This window comes from Allomuricauda sp. MMSF_3307, assembly GCF_030733585.1.
Lineage (GTDB): Bacteria > Bacteroidota > Bacteroidia > Flavobacteriales > Flavobacteriaceae > Flagellimonas.
In genome coordinates, this window is record NZ_JASHIQ010000004.1 from 13,542 (window position 1) to 29,057 (window position 15,516).

Here is a 15,516-nt window from a genome sequence, read left to right on the forward strand (position 1 = left end):
ATAAAAATCCAAACAGTTAGATGGAAGAAATGGGATTAATCGCTGCTGCGCTCCTCTCTCCGAAGTTGTCTTTGAATCTTTCTAATGGCCGATTCAATGGATTTTTCGGGTTCAATGATGTTGTACTCTCCCCAGAAATCGGGGTCAGAGAAACCAGAGGCCTCATCACTTAGGATGACGGATTTACGTATCCGTTGGCGATATTTCGGTCTTTCGTCCTTGCCGACCTTTTCCCAGTCGGTAACGGCCATTTCAGCGGTCATGCTGTATTGTGAATTGAACCATTTATCGGCCCAGTCCACTTTAAATTCCATGAAAACGCTGCTGTAGCCATAAAACCATTTTCCGTCTTTTTCCCGGTAATCCACCCGGTAGGATACTTCAGTGGGCCAAACGTCGACTTTCGCCGGTTTTTTGCGGACAAAAAGTTGTGCGGCCATATCCCTGTCCGTAATGTTCAGTGAAAATATGGCGCCTGTCATAATTTTCTTGTCCACATCAATATAGATCTCCCCACGATAAAGCGGCTCCAGCACATCTGGTCGTTGGTCAAACTTGATGACATAGATCAATTGGTCGTTGGTACGGGTGGAACGGTCAAATGTGAATTTGTAATCTTCCATCATTTCTTCCGAAAAAATATATTCTGGATATTTCATCAAATCCACATAGAGCGTGTTGTAAGGCCCGCCTTGCAGTTTAAGGGCCACGGTGTCCAGTTTACTGTAGTCCGTGCTTTTTCTTGCCTTGTAAAGTTCCACGGCATCTTCTCTGTTGATATTATATGGCGTTTTATAGACATTGACCACAGCTTCTGCCAAGGATACATTCTTTCTTCTTCTTTTGATGGTTTCCCGATAGAAGGCTGTCATCAAAGTGGGATCGGTAAAGTAATTTTCTCCTCTATTCTTCAAGGTTTCCTTAAAGAGTGCCATGGCATCCTTTGGAGCGTTGATGTTCACTTCGGATAATTGGGTCGCGGATATTTCAAGATAGATTTCGTTCTTTTCGCGTTGCAGACTTGCAATAGGGATTTGCTTGGTCCTGTAGCCCAAAAAGGAAACGATTACGTTTTTGTCAAGGTGTTCCTTAGGGACCTTTAAAAGGAAGTTGCCCTCCGTATTGGTAATGGTGCTAATATTGGTTCCCTCTACGGTAAGGGTGGCAAAGACCAAGGATTTATTGCTCGATTCTTCTTTGACCTCACCGCTATATTCATTGTACTCCACAGGCGAAGCTTCTTCCTGTAAGGCCAGTCCCTGAAAGGGATTGATGAATAGCATGGCCAATAGGGCCACAATGGGCAACGAGTTGAGTTTTGGTTTTAAAATCAATGATGGGTTGATAGGTGACATAGGTGCAATTTTCTTTTTTTCCATTCTACTAAAGATACAAAAAAAAGGACATACCCTATTTGTTGGATTTCGTTAAAAAACCAAACAATCCTCTAAATGTCAACAGTTAAGCTACCTAGTTTACCATAAAAAGGGCATTGGCAAAAAACAGTTTTCCGTTTTCCCAAAACCCTCGGAAGAGCGGGTTGTCCACCATGTAGATAACTTGGCCGCGACCGTAGTTTTCCACCCCATAAATTAGGGTTTCCGAAATCCGTTTTTGGGCTTCTGTACCGGCAAAACCAGAAAATGGTTTGGTATTTTGCTCCAAGTACACCGCATTGCCGTTGTCGAGATACTCGAATGCGCTGCTGCCCAATTTTAGGGTAAAATAATCTGCACCGTATCCATAGGCCAAAGGATTGGAATTGTCCACCTTTGTTTTGAAGATGGCTCCTGTAATGGCTCCCTTGATGCGTTCCCTCTCCCAATCTTCATAAGGTTGTGGGGAATTTTCACTGGTATCCCTTTCCATTTTCTTTTGTTTGATTCCGAAACCATTTTCACCATCAAGGGCATTTATGGAACCTCCCATGGCTATAATTTTTCCACCTTGGCGCACCCAGATTTTCAACTCGGAAAGTTTGTCTTCACTAAAATAGTTGCCATAACGCCCGTCGGGCAAAATCAAAATGTGGTACTCGTCTAAATCCACTCTATCGGCATATTCATCATCGATTACGGTCAGCGGATAATGTAATTGCTGTTCAAAAAAGTGCCAAATTTCTCCAAATCTTAGGGTAGAGGTGGGGCCACCTGACAAAACGGCTATTTTTGGCTTGGTGATCATTTGTATGGATGACGAACCAAAGTCTTTTCCTGAGTCTACAAAACCGGTGCTGGTTGCCGTAAGGTCTTTGTTGAATTTTTGGGCAACGGATTGCAAAGTAGTGATAAAATCATCCTTGTTTTCATTATCACCTTTGGTGATGATCAAGGTGCCTCGATCAAAGGATTTGCCCTCGATGCCAAATGGATGATCCGCTTTGCGAACCCGTATGCCATCTTTGAGCAATGCTGCCAAAAAGCGGGCGTCTTCCATGCTGTTCCAATCCGCGAGATAGGCATAGCTCCCACTGTTGATGTTGGAACTTGCCATGGACTGTTGTACTGATTGCGGAGACACTGCGGAAGTGGAGGCAATGGCATCCAATCCGTACGCATATGGGAGCGACCACGCAGTAATATCGTACGTCAATGAATCCGAAAGTTTGGCATTGGGCTCGAACAGCACTTTTACCAAGGTTCCTTTGGGTTGATCTGTAGATACGACCATACCGTTTTTATTGATGGTCAGGCTACCTGTGTTTCCTGAACTATAGCTGTGCCCTTTGTAAGAACCGCTCTCAAGGTCGCCGTAAGCAATATTGTGTTTTTCCAAAAGGGATTTAAGGGCATCCAATTTGTCTTTATCTCCTCGTAACACATAACTCTTGTACTTAAATGCCTTGTTTTGGTGGAATTTTCTAAACTCTTCGTTGAGTTTTTGTGCATTTTGGGAAGACACCTCTACGGTGGAAAGTCCCGTCGTAAAGTGGTGGGCAATCCGGTCTTTCAAGGTCAAGGTGTCGCCAATAGAGGTGATAATGCCCAATCCGGCTCTGCCGCTACCACCTTGTTCATAGGTCATCCCAATGGAACCATTGTACATAGGGTAGGTATCCCCATAACTTGGATACAATAAGTCAAATACCTCTTTAGTAAAATAGAACCAACCATTGGCATCAAAATATTTGGCATGGTTTCTACCCAAGGTCAATTGAAAATCACGTTGGAAATCCGTTATCACTTCGTGATAGGGCTCTGCGGCCGGTGCAAAATAATAGGGATTGTCCACACCTTGCTCATGGAAATCGACATGCACATGCGGCATCCATTGGTTGAATACCTTGAGGCGCTGCTGGCTTTCCACCTGCGTTAACCAGGCCCAGTCACGGTTCAAATCGAACATATAGTGATTGCTCCTTCCGCTCCACCAACCCTCATGGTGTTCCTTGCTGTTCGGGTCTACTTGGTATGGGGTATTTTTGAATTGATTGTACCAGTTGCTGTACCGGTCCCGGCCATCTGGATTGATACACGGGTCCATGATGACCACAGTGTTTTCCAAATAGGAACTTTTATTGGTCAACAATTCGTAAATGGTTTTCATGGAAGCTTCGGTGCTTACACTCTCGTTGCCGTGTACATTGTAGCTTAACCATACAATAGCCTTGTTTGAATTTCCAGTGCCCTCTGTATCCTTTAAATGTTCCTGACGGATGTTTTCCAAATTGGAGAGGTTTTCCGCTGAGGATACATAGGCCAAAATGAGAGGTCTCCGCTCGTTGGTCTGGCCGTAGACCGTTAACTTTACCCTGTCGGGGGCGGCTTCGGCCAAGTATTCGTAGTAATCCACCACTTCGTGATGACGACTGAACTGTGTTCCGAGTTCGTATCCCAAAAATTCTGATGGGGATTTTAATTGTTGTGCAGATACCGAAACGGCTACTAAAAGAGCGAGAGAAAATAAAAATCTGGTCATGCTTGGGTTAATTGGTTCGACCAAATCTACTAATAAATTGAGGCAGATGCCTAATTTTTTGAACGGTTGGAGTATAAAATTGTGTAAAATTCAATTAACGTATTTTTAGGAACAGAAAAAAAGAAGAGACTTATCTTTGAACACCTCATTAGCGATTGAATGGAAGTAGAATGTATACCCTTTAGGGAGACGGGTTATTTTTCCCAACTGATTTGCGATTATTTGGAACAGAAAGAAGGATTGACTCCTTTTTATAACCGATATCCGCTGGCCGAAAATTTTGAGGCGCAGATTAAAGAGAAGATGGCCAACTTCCCCAAAGAAAATCGCACTGTGTTGGTCCAAGCCCTAAAGAACCAGTATCACGGTATCGAAGCTTCCAAAGCGACCCAAAAAAATATGGAGGCCCTTCAAAAGGAGACCTCCTTTACTGTGGTGACCGGGCATCAATTGAACTTGTTTACGGGACCCTTATATTTTTTATATAAAATCATATCTACCATCAATCTGGCTAAAAAGCTGAACAAGCAATATCCCAGCAACCATTTTGTGCCCGTGTATTGGATGGCTACGGAAGACCATGATTTTGAGGAAATCAACTATTTCAACCTGCATGGCAAAAAGGTACTCTGGAACAAAAAAGCTTCTGGAGCTGTTGGCCGACTTTCCACGGAGGGTCTGGAAGAGGTTTTTGATGTATTTGCGGCCGAACTGGGCCATTTGGGTCTAACGGACGATTTAAAAACCCTGTTCCAAAAGGCTTACTTGGAGCACGATACATTGACCGAAGCCACCCGCTATCTGGCGAACGCCCTCTTTGGGGAAGAAGGGCTAGTGATTGTTGATGGTGATGATAAGGCGCTTAAAAAACTATTGGTACCCTATGCCAAAGCGGATATGCTGGAGCATGTTCCGTATCAAAAAATAAATAAAACCATCGAGGCTTTGCAGGAGGCTTCTTCGGATTACACCATTCAAGTAAACCCTAGGGAAATCAATTATTTTTATCTGGAAGATGGCCTCAGGGAACGTATTATACTCAAAAAGGGGAAATACCATGTGATCAATACCCATTTGGACTTTACGGAGGAAGAACTCCTAGCGGAACTGGAAGAACATCCGGAACGATTTTCGCCCAACGTGGTGGCACGTCCGCTCTATCAAGAAGTGATCCTGCCCAACCTTTGCTACATTGGAGGAGGAGGTGAGTTGGCCTATTGGTTGGAGCTCAAGTCCTATTTTGATGAGGTGGGAGTTACGTTTCCGATGCTGATGTTACGCAATTCAGCTTTGCTGATTACCGAAAAACAATCGGAAAAAGTGGAGCGGATGGGCCTGAAGGTATCCCATTTGTTCATGAAGCAGCATTCGCTGATCAACAAGAAAATTAGGGATATTTCCAACATAGATATTGATTTCTCGCCCCAGAAAAAGTTGTTGGAAGAACAATTTCAGCACATGTATGAGCTGGCCGAGAAAACGGACAAAAGTTTTTTGGGTGCCGTAAAGGCCCAAGAAGTGAAACAAAAAAAAGGGTTGGACAATTTGGAAAAGCGTTTGTTGAGGGCTCAAAAGCGGAAGCTAAAGGACCATGTGGTGCGCCTGACCGAACTGCAGAACGAATTGTTTCCCAATCAATCCTTACAGGAAAGGCAACTCAACTTTTCCGAAATGTACCTGCACATGGGTGAAAACCTTATTCCGTTGTTGTTGAAAACGCTGGACCCATTTTCCAAAGATTTTACCATTATTCGTCACGATTAATTGGATTCGTTGATTTTTTTTTAAAAAAAGGTGGGAACTGTGGTAGGGTATTTTCCTTCAAGGTTGTTCCATTACTGTAAATAGCTATGAAAATTTAAATTTTGAGTTGGTTAACTCATATGTTTAGGTTGGTTTTGATTTTATTGAAAAGCCCCGGAGTGGTTCCCGGGGCTTTTTGCTTTTTATAAGGTTTGTGGAGGTTAAAACAAATCTTTAAAATGTGATTTCACTTCAAAAAGTGTGGCCTCTTTCATGGTATCGAAACGGATATCGGCATGGCCAACACGCTCCTCGGGACCTATGCCCACGCTATGAAATTTTCCGGCCTTGGCGGCATCGATACCTTTTTCAGCATCCTCAAAAACGATACAATTTTCTGGGGGTAATCCCAATTTTTCCGCAGCATAAAGGAAAATGTCCGGTTCGGGCTTGCTTTTGGAAACGCTGTTCCCATCCCCAATAACATCAAAAAAATGCGTAGCGTTCAGTTGTTTTAAAACCTTTATGGCGTTTTTGCTTGCACTTCCCAACGCTACCTTGAATCCCTCGGATCGTAAATGGGTCAAAAGTTCTCGTGCGCCGGGCAGATAGTCATCCGGGGTCATGTGATCAAGGCTTGCCACATAGATATCGTTCTTTTTGGTGGCCAGTTCCGCTACCGTGGCATCATCTAAAGTAACGTGGTTGTGGTCCATAATCACTTTTATGGAGTCCATTCGAGAGATTCCCCTCAGTTTTTCGTTGAGTTCCCGGTCGAAATCCCAGTCCATATCGTCGGACAAATGCTTCCATGCTTCATAATGCAGTTCGGCCGTATCGGTGATCACACCGTCCAAATCAAAAATGAATCCCTTGATCATGGTCAATAGTGTTTAGACCGCAAAGAAATAATGAAATCAGTTAAGAAAAAAACTATATAGCAATATGTTCTTTCCGAAGGCGGGTGTAGGGCGAATCCAAAAACGGCAGAACTGTTGATAACCCGTTGGAATTACTTATGGGGAAAACTTGTCATAAATAACCTTTAAAAGATACTTTTGCAACTAAAGCAAATTGCTATTTTTGCCCATGCATAACAACGTACTCATCCTAGACTTTGGTTCCCAGTACACACAATTGATCGCACGACGCGTTAGGGAACTCAACATTTACTCAGAAATAAAACCGTACAACAAACTGCCGGAAGACTTGTCCGATTACAAAGCAGTGATTCTTTCCGGGTCCCCATCATCGGTGCGTTCGGAGAGTGCCCCGCATCCCGATCTATCCAACATCAAGGGAAAAAAACCTCTTTTGGGCATTTGCTACGGTGCTCAGTACCTGTCCCATTTTCATGGTGGTAACGTGGCCCCTTCGGCGACTAGGGAATATGGCAGGGCCAACCTTTCGTTTGTAAAAGAAGGAGAGGATTTTTTGAACGGTATTGGCGAAGGAAGCCAGGTTTGGATGAGCCATAGCGATACTATAAAGGAGTTGCCCGAGGGCGCCATCCGGTTGGCGAGCACCCACGATGTGGAGAATGCGGCCTACAAGATTGATGGAGAGACTACTTATGGGATACAATTTCACCCCGAAGTATACCACACCACGGATGGTACCAAATTGCTCGAAAACTTTTTGGTGAACATCGCAGGACTGGAACAGGACTGGACGCCCGATGCCTTTGTGGAAACCACCGTGGAGGAGCTAAGAAAAGAAATTGGAGATGAAAAGGTCATTTTGGGACTTTCTGGAGGTGTAGACTCGAGCGTGGCGGCCATGTTGTTGCACAAAGCCATTGGAGATCACCTGTATTGTATCTTCGTGAACAACGGCCTTTTGCGTAAAAATGAGTTTGAAAGCGTACTGGATCAGTACAAGTACATGGGGCTCAATGTAAAGGGCGTTGATGCTTCGGCACGCTTTTTGGATGCCTTGAAAGGCGAATCCGATCCTGAAAAGAAACGAAAAATCATTGGAAGGGTGTTTATTGAGGTTTTTGATGATGAATCCCACCAAGTGGAAAATGCAAAATGGCTGGCACAAGGCACCATTTATCCCGATAGGATCGAGTCCGTTTCGGCCAGTGGAGGTCCATCAGCGGTGATCAAAAGTCACCACAATGTGGGAGGATTGCCCGACTACATGAAATTGAAAATTGTGGAGCCCTTGAAAATGTTGTTCAAGGATGAGGTGAGAAGGGTTGGTGCCAGTATGGATATGCCGGCCGAAATATTGGGAAGGCATCCTTTTCCCGGTCCAGGATTGGGAATCCGTATCTTGGGCGATATTACGGCAGAAAAGGTGGCCATTTTGCAAGAAGTTGACGCCATTTTTATCGAAGGATTGAAAAAATGGGGACTTTATGACAAGGTTTGGCAGGCCGGAGCCATGCTTTTGCCCGTAGATAGTGTAGGAGTTATGGGAGATGAGCGTACCTATGAAAAATGTGTTGCGCTCAGAGCCGTAGAAAGTACCGATGGTATGACGGCCGATTGGGTGAATTTGCCCTACGAATTCCTTCAAAAAACCTCGAATGATATAATAAATAAGGTTAAAGGCGTTAATAGAGTGGTGTATGACATTAGCTCAAAACCACCGGCAACTATAGAATGGGAATGAAAAAATATATGTTACAACTGGTTGTTACCATGGTTCTTTTGTTGGCCATGGTGCCGGTTTCTGCACAAAACTATGCAACCCACGCGGTAAAGGAAGGTGAAACTCTCAAGAGCATTTCGCAAAAATATCGGGTGACCCCTTACAGTATTTTACAGGCCAATAAGGAAATCAAGACAGCTGACGATGTGAAGGAGAATACCATCCTTATCATTCCGTTGAATGGCAGTAAGCCTGCCGAAACCAAACCTGTAACCAAAAAGGAGGAACCTCAGGAAGAAGAAGTAAAACCGATTCGCTTTGCGCGGCACAGGGTACGCAGAAAGGAGACCCTTTTTGGACTTACCCAAAAGTATAATATTACCGAGGACCAACTGAAGCGATACAATACCCGATTGTACTCCGAAACCTTGGACAAGGGCATGGTACTCCAGATTCCGGTATATCCGGAAATAGACCCGGATGAAGAGAAGGAGCTAGATTTTGAAATCTACACTGTTAAGCCCAAAGAGACCCGTTGGAGTATTGCGCACAAATACGGGATCAGTGTAGATAGTCTTTTGGTACTGAATCCCGAATTGGATAAGAATACCAACTATTTGGCGGCTGGTGAAGAACTTAAATTGCCAAGACCCAAGGGGGATAGTCTCAAAGAACAAAAGACAGAAATCTTTACTTCGTACACCGTACCACCCAAAATGACACTTTACAGTCTGGGGCGTGAGTACGGCATTCCAACGGATTCCATCGTTCGTTTGAACCCCGAAATTATGAAGGAGGGTGGACTTAAGGAAGGTATGGTGGTCCGTTTGCCCAAGAAGCGCGAAAAAGGCAACGAAGTCAATACTGAAAATTATGTGTTCTACGAAGTAAAACCCAAGCAGAACATCTTCAGGATTACCCAAAACTTAAAGATTACCCGCGACGAACTGTTCCGTTTGAACCCGGCACTTGAAAATGGATTGAAGGCTGGAATGGTGTTGAAATTGCCCAAGGAAAAGGAAAAGGAGTTGGAGGTAAAGAATGCTCTAGTGCTGGATAAGATCAACTTGGTGGACAGCATCGATGTGGCGAATAGGCCCAAGTTGGTGTATATGCTGCCGTTCCGATTGGACAAGGTGAATGTAGCCGACACCCAAAAAGCGGAAGAACTCATTAGAAATAGAAGGGACTTAGCGATCAGCCTTGGTTTCTATACTGGAGCCATGGTGGCATTGGACTCCATCAAAAAGCTTGGGGTGTCCGTGGATGTCAAAACCTATGATACCCAATTGGACCAAGCCAAGGTCAAGGAAATCCTTCTAAGGGAAAATTTAACCGGTGTTGATGCTGTAATCGGTCCATTGGCTGCTGGTCCGTTGGATGAAGTGGCCGTTCAAGCCGCTGCCAAAAATATCCCTGTGATTGCACCGATTGCGTCCGACAGTAAACTGAGTCATAGCAATGTCTTTTTCTCCGTGCCCCGAGATGTGGTGCTTCGGGATAAAATGTTGGCCTATATGGAAAAAATCCACAAAGATGAAAATGTCATTATCATCGCGGATTCGACCCATCAAGTGGCACACGATTCCATTTTGAGCAAATTCCCCTCAGCCCAGATCGCTAAGGTAATCGACAATAAATCGCTTCACTTGGATAGATTTTTGGTACAACTTTCAGAAGAAAAGGAAAACTGGGTGTTTTTGGAGACCGACCAAGTAAATATGGTGTCCAGTGTTACATCTATTTTAAATTCTGCCAACATCTCTAGATTGGATGCCGAAGAAACCGATAAACAGGTTAAGGTTCGCATGTTTACCACCAGTTACAATGGGGCCTTTGAGGATGAGGCGGTTTCCAAAGCGCATTTGTCCAATTTGAAGTTTACCTATCCTTCGTTTTACCGCGAAACGGTCGACGATACTTTCACTCGGGCCTATACCAAAAAATATGACGGTCTGTTGCCGGACAGGTATGCCGTTCGTGGCTTTGATGTAACCATGGATGTTTTGTTGAAACTCGCTTATAAAAAGAATCTTTTCGAGACCTCAAAATATATTGGTTTGACAGAGTATGCCGGTAACGGTTTCGATTATCATAATGATTGGACCTCAGGTTATTTTAACAGGGCGTGCTATATCATGGAATATGACGATCTTCGTATTAAAGAGGTAGAGCAAAAAAATGACAGCAAAAGTAACCTATAACGGCAATCTGCGCACCACTTGTGTGCACATACGTTCGGGCAGCGAATACATTACGGATGCCCCAGTGGACAACAACGGCAAAGGTGAGGCATTTTCGCCCACCGATACCGTGGCCACCGGCTTGGCCAACTGCATGATGACCATGATGGGCATAAAGGCACGTGACCTTGGAGTAGATCTAGAGGGCTCAACCGCCGAGGTGACCAAGCATATGGCCGCCAACCCAAGACGGATTTCCAAAATAGAAGTAACTATGGAACTCCCAGCTTCCGTTTCGGAGAAACACCGAAAAATTTTGGTGCACACCGCTAACACCTGTCCGGTACATTATAGCTTACATCCCGACATTGAACGTTCAATCGAATTTAATTGGGTAAAATAATTTCCATAGCATGTGTCTTTTTGCTCGCTTTTTTGGGATTTGGACAAGAAATCGAGGAGGGAGTACCATGGACGGAAAATGTTCGCCTTACTTGGGCCGACTTTAAGGGGAAGGTACCTCCAGCACAGCCTCCAGCTGCCACCACCGCAAGCGGCATCAGTTATTCCTATTCCGCCAATCTGTTGCACCACGAAGTAAAGTTGGACTTTGAGGTAAACGCCTATTTTTATCCCAATGAATCGTGGTACAAGCCCGAGCTCTGCGACGAAAATACCTTGGCACACGAGCAGCTCCATTTTGATATCACGGAGGTATTTGCCCGAAAGATGCGCGAAAAACTGCGTCGCACTTCTTTTTCGGATGATGTGAAGGCAGAAGTACGCAAGATTTACCACGATATCCTCAAAGAACTTCAGGAATACCAAGAGCGATATGACTGGGAGACCAATTTTTCCCGAAACAGGGAAAAGCAAGCGGAGTGGAACAGAAAAATTGCGGAAGCGTTAAGGACGGGAGCCTAAATCATCTTTGGATGTATCATTTAGAGCTTGGTCGATAGGAGGACCGACAACAGAATTTTGGTTGATTTTACGTATCCTTCAAACTTTTCAAAAACTCACTGGCGGTCATCACCGGTAGCAAAGAATGTTTAAAGTCCTTGCCATTTCTGGTAATGATGATTTCACAACCAGATTCGGTAGCGTTGAAATATTGCAGGGCATCCTCAAAATCCTTGATAGGCGTGTTGAGGCCTTTCTCAACCGTTTGCTCGTCCATGGAGCATATCTCGCACAATATTTTGAATTTGCGCAGTTTTTCCCTTGCTATTTTTGGACTCTCATATTTGGAAAGAAAGTAGTTTACCGTGGCAAATGAAATAGGGGAGACAACCATGGTCAATATTTTCTTTTCGGCCAATGTAGCAATTTGGGCAATGGGCGCATAAAAGGGTTCTCTCTCGCCCAAAAGGTCGAGCATTACATTGGTGTCCACAAAAATTCTTCTGCTCATTGGTGTTTTTTCATCAAATGCTCGGAATATTCTTTTTTAGGGTCGATATCGGTCGGGATTTTGGTTCCCGTGGAGATACTCTTTACAAAGGGAGAGATTTCAAACTCCGATTTGCCCATATCCGAGGTCAAGGATTGCAGATAGGCCTCCACAATTCGGGATAGGCTCATTTTCTTGTTGGAAGCGTACTTTTTTGCCCGTTCAATGATTTTTTGGTCAAGCTTCAATGTCAATTTGGTATCCATAGGAAATGGTTATACGTACAAATATATTAAATTAGTCCGTATAACGATTGCTTTTTAACCTTCTGTTATGGAAGGTAGTAGGTGGGAAAGTCTTTTCGGGAACTTAGGAAAATAAGGGTATTGGAACATTAAGGTTAAGGAAATACCTAAAATATCAGAATAAAAATTCACCATCTATTACCTACAATTTTGATTTTAGTACGATAAATAGGGCTATCCATCTGTCGAAGATTTATGAGTTTTGCTTCTAACTAACCGTAAAAAGCAAAAGTTTGGTTTCTTTAGAACAGACAGATGAGTTGTCACATTTAATTTCGGATACCTATGGTACATCAGAGGCCTTAGCTGAACATTTGGATTTGGCTGTGGAAATGTTGTTTTATGTGGAAGAGGATACCTTTTCCAGAGAGGAGCTACAGGAAGTGGCCACTGCACTCAGGGGAGTGGTTCGGGTTTTGAGGGGTGTTTAAACTGTAGCTATTTATTTCATTTTACCATGAATCATCATCCGTTTTAAGAAAATTATGCCTAGTTAAAATTTAGTAAAGACTTGTAATCAACTAAACATCACACCTTAAAAAACCATCCTTGAGCGCAGCAATCTTATCCTCCCAGGTCACGATAAATTCCTGGGCCACGTAGCCTGTAAAACCGGTATCGTGGATAGCTTTAATGATGGCTGGATAGTACAGTTCTTGGGTTTCATCAATTTCGTGCCTGCCCGGAACTCCCGCTGTATGGTAGTGACCAAAATAGGGATGGTAGTTTTGTATGCTTCGGATAATGTCGCCTTCCTGAATTTGCATATGGTAGATATCGAACAACAATTTAAAATTGTCACTGCCCAAATGTTTGCACAGTTCCACGCCCCAAAGGGAGTTGTCGCACATATAATCTGGATGGTTCACTTGGTTAAAAAGCTCCATTTGAATCACTACCCCATATTTTTCGGCCAAGGGCATGATCTGCGAAAGCCCATCCACACAATTTTGTAACCCAACGTAGTCGTTCATCCCGTCCCGATTGCCGCTAAAACAAATGAGGTTGGTGTAGCCCGCTTCGGCCACCTTCGGGATCATTTCCGTATAGTTCTTAATGAGCTGTTTATGATATTTGGGATTGTTCCATCCCTCGGTCAGGCTTATCTCGGCCCCATTGCACATAGAGCAGTGGATGCCGTATTTTTTTAAAATGGGCCACCTATCGGGACCCACCAAATCAATGGCCTTAACGCCCAACTCGTTCAGGGTTTTTAGAAAATCTTCCAGCGGAATATCGCTAAAGCACCATTCGCATACACTGTGGTTGATGTTCCCCTTGAGTTTGAACTCCTTACTGGGAGCTTGGGAAGCGGTCATGGCTGAGGTTGAGGCCAGACCTGCGGAGCCGATTGCGGCCGTGGCGATAAAATTTCTACGTTTCATTTTACGGATTTGTTCTTGGAAAGATAGTATTTTAGGCCTATAAATGGAAATACGTCCCGATTCACAGCAACTTTTGGAACTGGCACATTACAAAATGCCCTTTGGTAAGTATAAGGGGCGTTATCTGGTAGATCTGCCCTTGGCCTATTTGGTATGGTTCCGGCAAAAAGGGTTTCCCGAAGGCAAGCTGGGCAACTATCTCAATACCATGCTCACCATTAAGGACAACAACCTAGAACCCTTGATAAGAAAGCTACAAAAAGATTTTCCTCGCAAATCTACCTGATTTTTGCCCAGCAATTAGTAATTTTACGCCCCGTAATAGAAAGATCAATATGTCAGATACCAAGTACATTTTCGTTACGGGAGGCGTTACCTCTTCATTGGGTAAGGGAATCATCGCCGCATCCTTGGCCAAATTGCTGCAGGCCAGGGGTTACCGAACCACCATCCAAAAGTTAGATCCCTACATCAATGTGGACCCCGGAACCCTTAATCCGTATGAGCATGGTGAATGTTACGTGACCGATGATGGTGCCGAAACCGACTTGGATCTTGGACATTATGAGCGCTTCTTGAACGTTCGCACATCACAGGCCAACAACGTGACCACTGGTCGAATCTACCAAAGCGTAATCGAAAAGGAACGAAGAGGGGAGTTTTTGGGCAAAACGGTACAAGTAGTGCCCCACATCACCAACGAGATCAAAGAACGCATCCAAATTTTAGGGAACAGTGGCGATTACGACATTGTGATCACTGAGATTGGCGGGACTGTGGGTGATATTGAATCCTTGCCCTACATTGAAGCGGTTCGGCAATTGCTTTGGGAATTGGGCGAACATAACGGAATTGTGATCCACCTTACCTTGGTGCCCTTTTTGTCGGCAGCGGGTGAATTAAAGACAAAACCCACGCAGCACTCGGTAAAAACCTTAATGGAAAGCGGTATAAAGGCAGACATATTGGTATGCCGCACCGAGCATCAGATTTCGGAGGATATCAAACAAAAATTAGCCCTTTTCTGCAATGTAAAGAAAGAGGCCGTAATCCAATCCATCGATGCATCCACCATTTACGATGTACCATTGATGATGCAGGAAGAAGGCTTGGATACGGTAGCCTTGGAAAAATTGGCACTCACCAATACCGTGGAGCCCAATTTGGACCAATGGAAAGAATTTTTGCAACGCCATAAAAATCCGAAGGATAAAGTTGTTATTGGGTTGATCGGAAAATATGTGGAGCTACCCGATTCCTACAAGTCCATACAAGAAGCATTTATCCACGCAGGAGCGGCCAATGAGGTGGAGGTGGAGGTGAAATCGATTCACTCCGAACATCTATCAGAAAAAAATATTGAAAAGAAATTGCAGGGTCTCGATGGTATTTTGGTAGCTCCCGGTTTTGGGGAGCGCGGTATCGAAGGAAAGGTGACCGCTGTAAGATATGCGAGGGAAAATAACATTCCTTTTCTGGGCATTTGTTTGGGCATGCAAATGGCAGTGATTGAATTTGCCCGAACCGTACTTGGACTTTCTAAGGCCAATTCCACCGAAATGGACAAAACAACACCGGACCCTGTCATTAGTTTGATGGAGGAACAGAAATCCATCACCGATATGGGCGGTACCATGCGTTTGGGTGCGTGGGATTGCCACTTACAAGAAGGTAGCTTGGTAAAACAAGTATATGGCAGCTCCGATATTGAGGAACGCCATAGACACCGTTACGAATTCAACAATAAGTATAAGGAACAGATGGAGCAGGCCGGCTTGATCGCCTCAGGCCTAAACCCCAAGACCGGTTTGGTGGAAGTGGTGGAAATCCCATCGCATCCTTGGTTTGTGGGAGTACAGTACCATCCGGAATATAAAAGTACCGTCGCAAGCCCACATCCGTTGTTCGTAGGGTTCGTAAAGGCGGTGTTGACCCAAAAACATAAACAAAACAATGCCAGTTTGGCATAAAACGCGGTTTTGGGCATA

Annotated in this window: 14 protein-coding genes; 8 read left to right on the plus strand and 6 right to left on the minus strand. The window is 44.3% G+C overall.

Going from position 1 to position 15,516, the window contains the following annotated elements; translation table 11 throughout:
• Positions 1-35 precede the first annotated feature (35 nt).
• Positions 36-1,283: a carboxypeptidase-like regulatory domain-containing protein gene (locus RBB12_RS10800; protein WP_409557908.1), complete on the minus strand. Its 1,248-nt coding sequence runs from the start codon at positions 1,281-1,283 to the stop codon at positions 36-38.
• Between the two features lie 187 nt (positions 1,284-1,470).
• Complete coding sequence (locus RBB12_RS10805; protein ID WP_306014417.1) at positions 1,471-3,918, minus strand: M14 metallopeptidase family protein; 2,448 nt, start codon at positions 3,916-3,918, stop codon at positions 1,471-1,473.
• A gap of 159 nt (positions 3,919-4,077) precedes the next feature.
• Here RBB12_RS10805 and bshC point away from each other — a divergent pair, with 159 nt between their 5' ends.
• Positions 4,078-5,682 carry a bacillithiol biosynthesis cysteine-adding enzyme BshC gene (gene bshC, locus RBB12_RS10810; RefSeq protein WP_306014416.1) on the plus strand — a complete coding sequence of 535 codons (1,605 nt, stop codon included), beginning with the start codon at positions 4,078-4,080 and terminating at the stop codon, positions 5,680-5,682.
• A gap of 200 nt (positions 5,683-5,882) precedes the next feature.
• Here the strand turns inward: bshC and pgmB are convergent, their stop codons facing one another.
• Positions 5,883-6,542 carry a beta-phosphoglucomutase gene (gene pgmB / locus RBB12_RS10815; protein WP_306014415.1) on the minus strand — a complete coding sequence of 220 codons (660 nt, stop codon included), beginning with the start codon at positions 6,540-6,542 and terminating at the stop codon, positions 5,883-5,885.
• A 208-nt stretch (positions 6,543-6,750) separates the two neighbouring features.
• Between pgmB and guaA the strand changes: the two genes are divergently transcribed.
• The 4 genes from guaA to RBB12_RS10835 are packed head-to-tail and all read left to right on the plus strand — an operon-like array spanning position 6,751 to position 11,369.
• Entirely contained in the window at positions 6,751-8,283 is a 1,533-nt protein-coding gene (guaA, locus tag RBB12_RS10820) for a glutamine-hydrolyzing GMP synthase (protein WP_306014414.1), read from the plus strand.
• Entirely contained in the window at positions 8,280-10,466 is a 2,187-nt protein-coding gene (locus RBB12_RS10825; protein WP_306014413.1) for a LysM peptidoglycan-binding domain-containing protein, read from the plus strand. The genes guaA and RBB12_RS10825 overlap by 4 nt, the downstream gene beginning before the upstream one ends.
• Positions 10,444-10,848 (plus strand): OsmC family protein, encoded by a 405-nt coding sequence (locus RBB12_RS10830; protein ID WP_306014412.1) that lies wholly within the window; start codon positions 10,444-10,446, stop codon positions 10,846-10,848. Before RBB12_RS10825 ends, RBB12_RS10830 begins: the two co-directional genes overlap by 23 nt.
• A complete protein-coding gene (locus tag RBB12_RS10835) occupies positions 10,836-11,369 on the plus strand; it encodes a DUF922 domain-containing protein (protein ID WP_306014411.1) in 534 nt (177 codons plus the stop codon). The genes RBB12_RS10830 and RBB12_RS10835 overlap by 13 nt, the downstream gene beginning before the upstream one ends.
• 67 nt (positions 11,370-11,436) lie before the next feature.
• On the opposite strand, the gene RBB12_RS10840 is transcribed toward RBB12_RS10835, so the two are convergent.
• Positions 11,437-11,859 (minus strand): PIN domain-containing protein, encoded by a 423-nt coding sequence (locus RBB12_RS10840; RefSeq protein ID WP_306014410.1) that lies wholly within the window; start codon positions 11,857-11,859, stop codon positions 11,437-11,439.
• Entirely contained in the window at positions 11,856-12,104 is a 249-nt protein-coding gene (locus tag RBB12_RS10845) for a DUF6364 family protein (protein ID WP_293285069.1), read from the minus strand. The genes RBB12_RS10840 and RBB12_RS10845 overlap by 4 nt, the downstream gene beginning before the upstream one ends.
• Positions 12,105-12,376: 272 nt before the next feature.
• On the opposite strand from RBB12_RS10845, the gene RBB12_RS10850 reads away from it, so the two are divergent.
• Positions 12,377-12,574 carry a hypothetical protein gene (locus tag RBB12_RS10850; RefSeq protein ID WP_306014409.1) on the plus strand — a complete coding sequence of 66 codons (198 nt, stop codon included), beginning with the start codon at positions 12,377-12,379 and terminating at the stop codon, positions 12,572-12,574.
• A 90-nt stretch (positions 12,575-12,664) separates the two neighbouring features.
• On the opposite strand, the gene RBB12_RS10855 is transcribed toward RBB12_RS10850, so the two are convergent.
• On the minus strand, positions 12,665-13,528 hold the full coding sequence (locus tag RBB12_RS10855; protein ID WP_306014408.1) for a hydroxypyruvate isomerase family protein: 864 nt from the start codon (positions 13,526-13,528) through the stop codon (positions 12,665-12,667).
• Between the two features lie 43 nt (positions 13,529-13,571).
• Here RBB12_RS10855 and RBB12_RS10860 point away from each other — a divergent pair, with 43 nt between their 5' ends.
• Both RBB12_RS10860 and RBB12_RS10865 read left to right on the plus strand, forming a co-directional pair.
• Positions 13,572-13,814, plus strand: a complete 243-nt coding sequence (locus RBB12_RS10860) for a DUF3820 family protein (protein ID WP_293285075.1) — start codon at positions 13,572-13,574, stop codon at positions 13,812-13,814.
• Positions 13,815-13,863: 49 nt separating this feature from the next.
• On the plus strand, positions 13,864-15,498 hold the full coding sequence (locus RBB12_RS10865; protein WP_306014407.1) for a CTP synthase: 1,635 nt from the start codon (positions 13,864-13,866) through the stop codon (positions 15,496-15,498).
• Positions 15,499-15,516 lie beyond the last annotated feature (18 nt).

What these genes read in the sequence shown, in the direction of transcription:
- bshC (WP_306014416.1), top strand. Translation starts at nt 4,078, where the DNA reads ATGGAAGTAGAATGTATACCCTTTAGGGAGACGGGTTATTTTTCCCAA.
- RBB12_RS10865 (WP_306014407.1), top strand. Translation starts at nt 13,864, where the DNA reads ATGTCAGATACCAAGTACATTTTCGTTACGGGAGGCGTTACCTCTTCA.
- guaA (WP_306014414.1), top strand. Translation starts at nt 6,751, where the DNA reads ATGCATAACAACGTACTCATCCTAGACTTTGGTTCCCAGTACACACAA.
- RBB12_RS10860 (WP_293285075.1), top strand. Translation starts at nt 13,572, where the DNA reads ATGGAAATACGTCCCGATTCACAGCAACTTTTGGAACTGGCACATTAC.
- RBB12_RS10845 (WP_293285069.1), bottom strand. Translation starts at nt 12,104, where the DNA reads ATGGATACCAAATTGACATTGAAGCTTGACCAAAAAATCATTGAACGG.
- RBB12_RS10805 (WP_306014417.1), bottom strand. Translation starts at nt 3,918, where the DNA reads ATGACCAGATTTTTATTTTCTCTCGCTCTTTTAGTAGCCGTTTCGGTA.
- RBB12_RS10840 (WP_306014410.1), bottom strand. Translation starts at nt 11,859, where the DNA reads ATGAGCAGAAGAATTTTTGTGGACACCAATGTAATGCTCGACCTTTTG.
- pgmB (WP_306014415.1), bottom strand. Translation starts at nt 6,542, where the DNA reads ATGATCAAGGGATTCATTTTTGATTTGGACGGTGTGATCACCGATACG.
- RBB12_RS10825 (WP_306014413.1), top strand. Translation starts at nt 8,280, where the DNA reads ATGAAAAAATATATGTTACAACTGGTTGTTACCATGGTTCTTTTGTTG.
- RBB12_RS10855 (WP_306014408.1), bottom strand. Translation starts at nt 13,528, where the DNA reads ATGAAACGTAGAAATTTTATCGCCACGGCCGCAATCGGCTCCGCAGGT.
- RBB12_RS10830 (WP_306014412.1), top strand. Translation starts at nt 10,444, where the DNA reads ATGACAGCAAAAGTAACCTATAACGGCAATCTGCGCACCACTTGTGTG.
- RBB12_RS10800 (WP_409557908.1), bottom strand. Translation starts at nt 1,283, where the DNA reads ATGCTATTCATCAATCCCTTTCAGGGACTGGCCTTACAGGAAGAAGCT.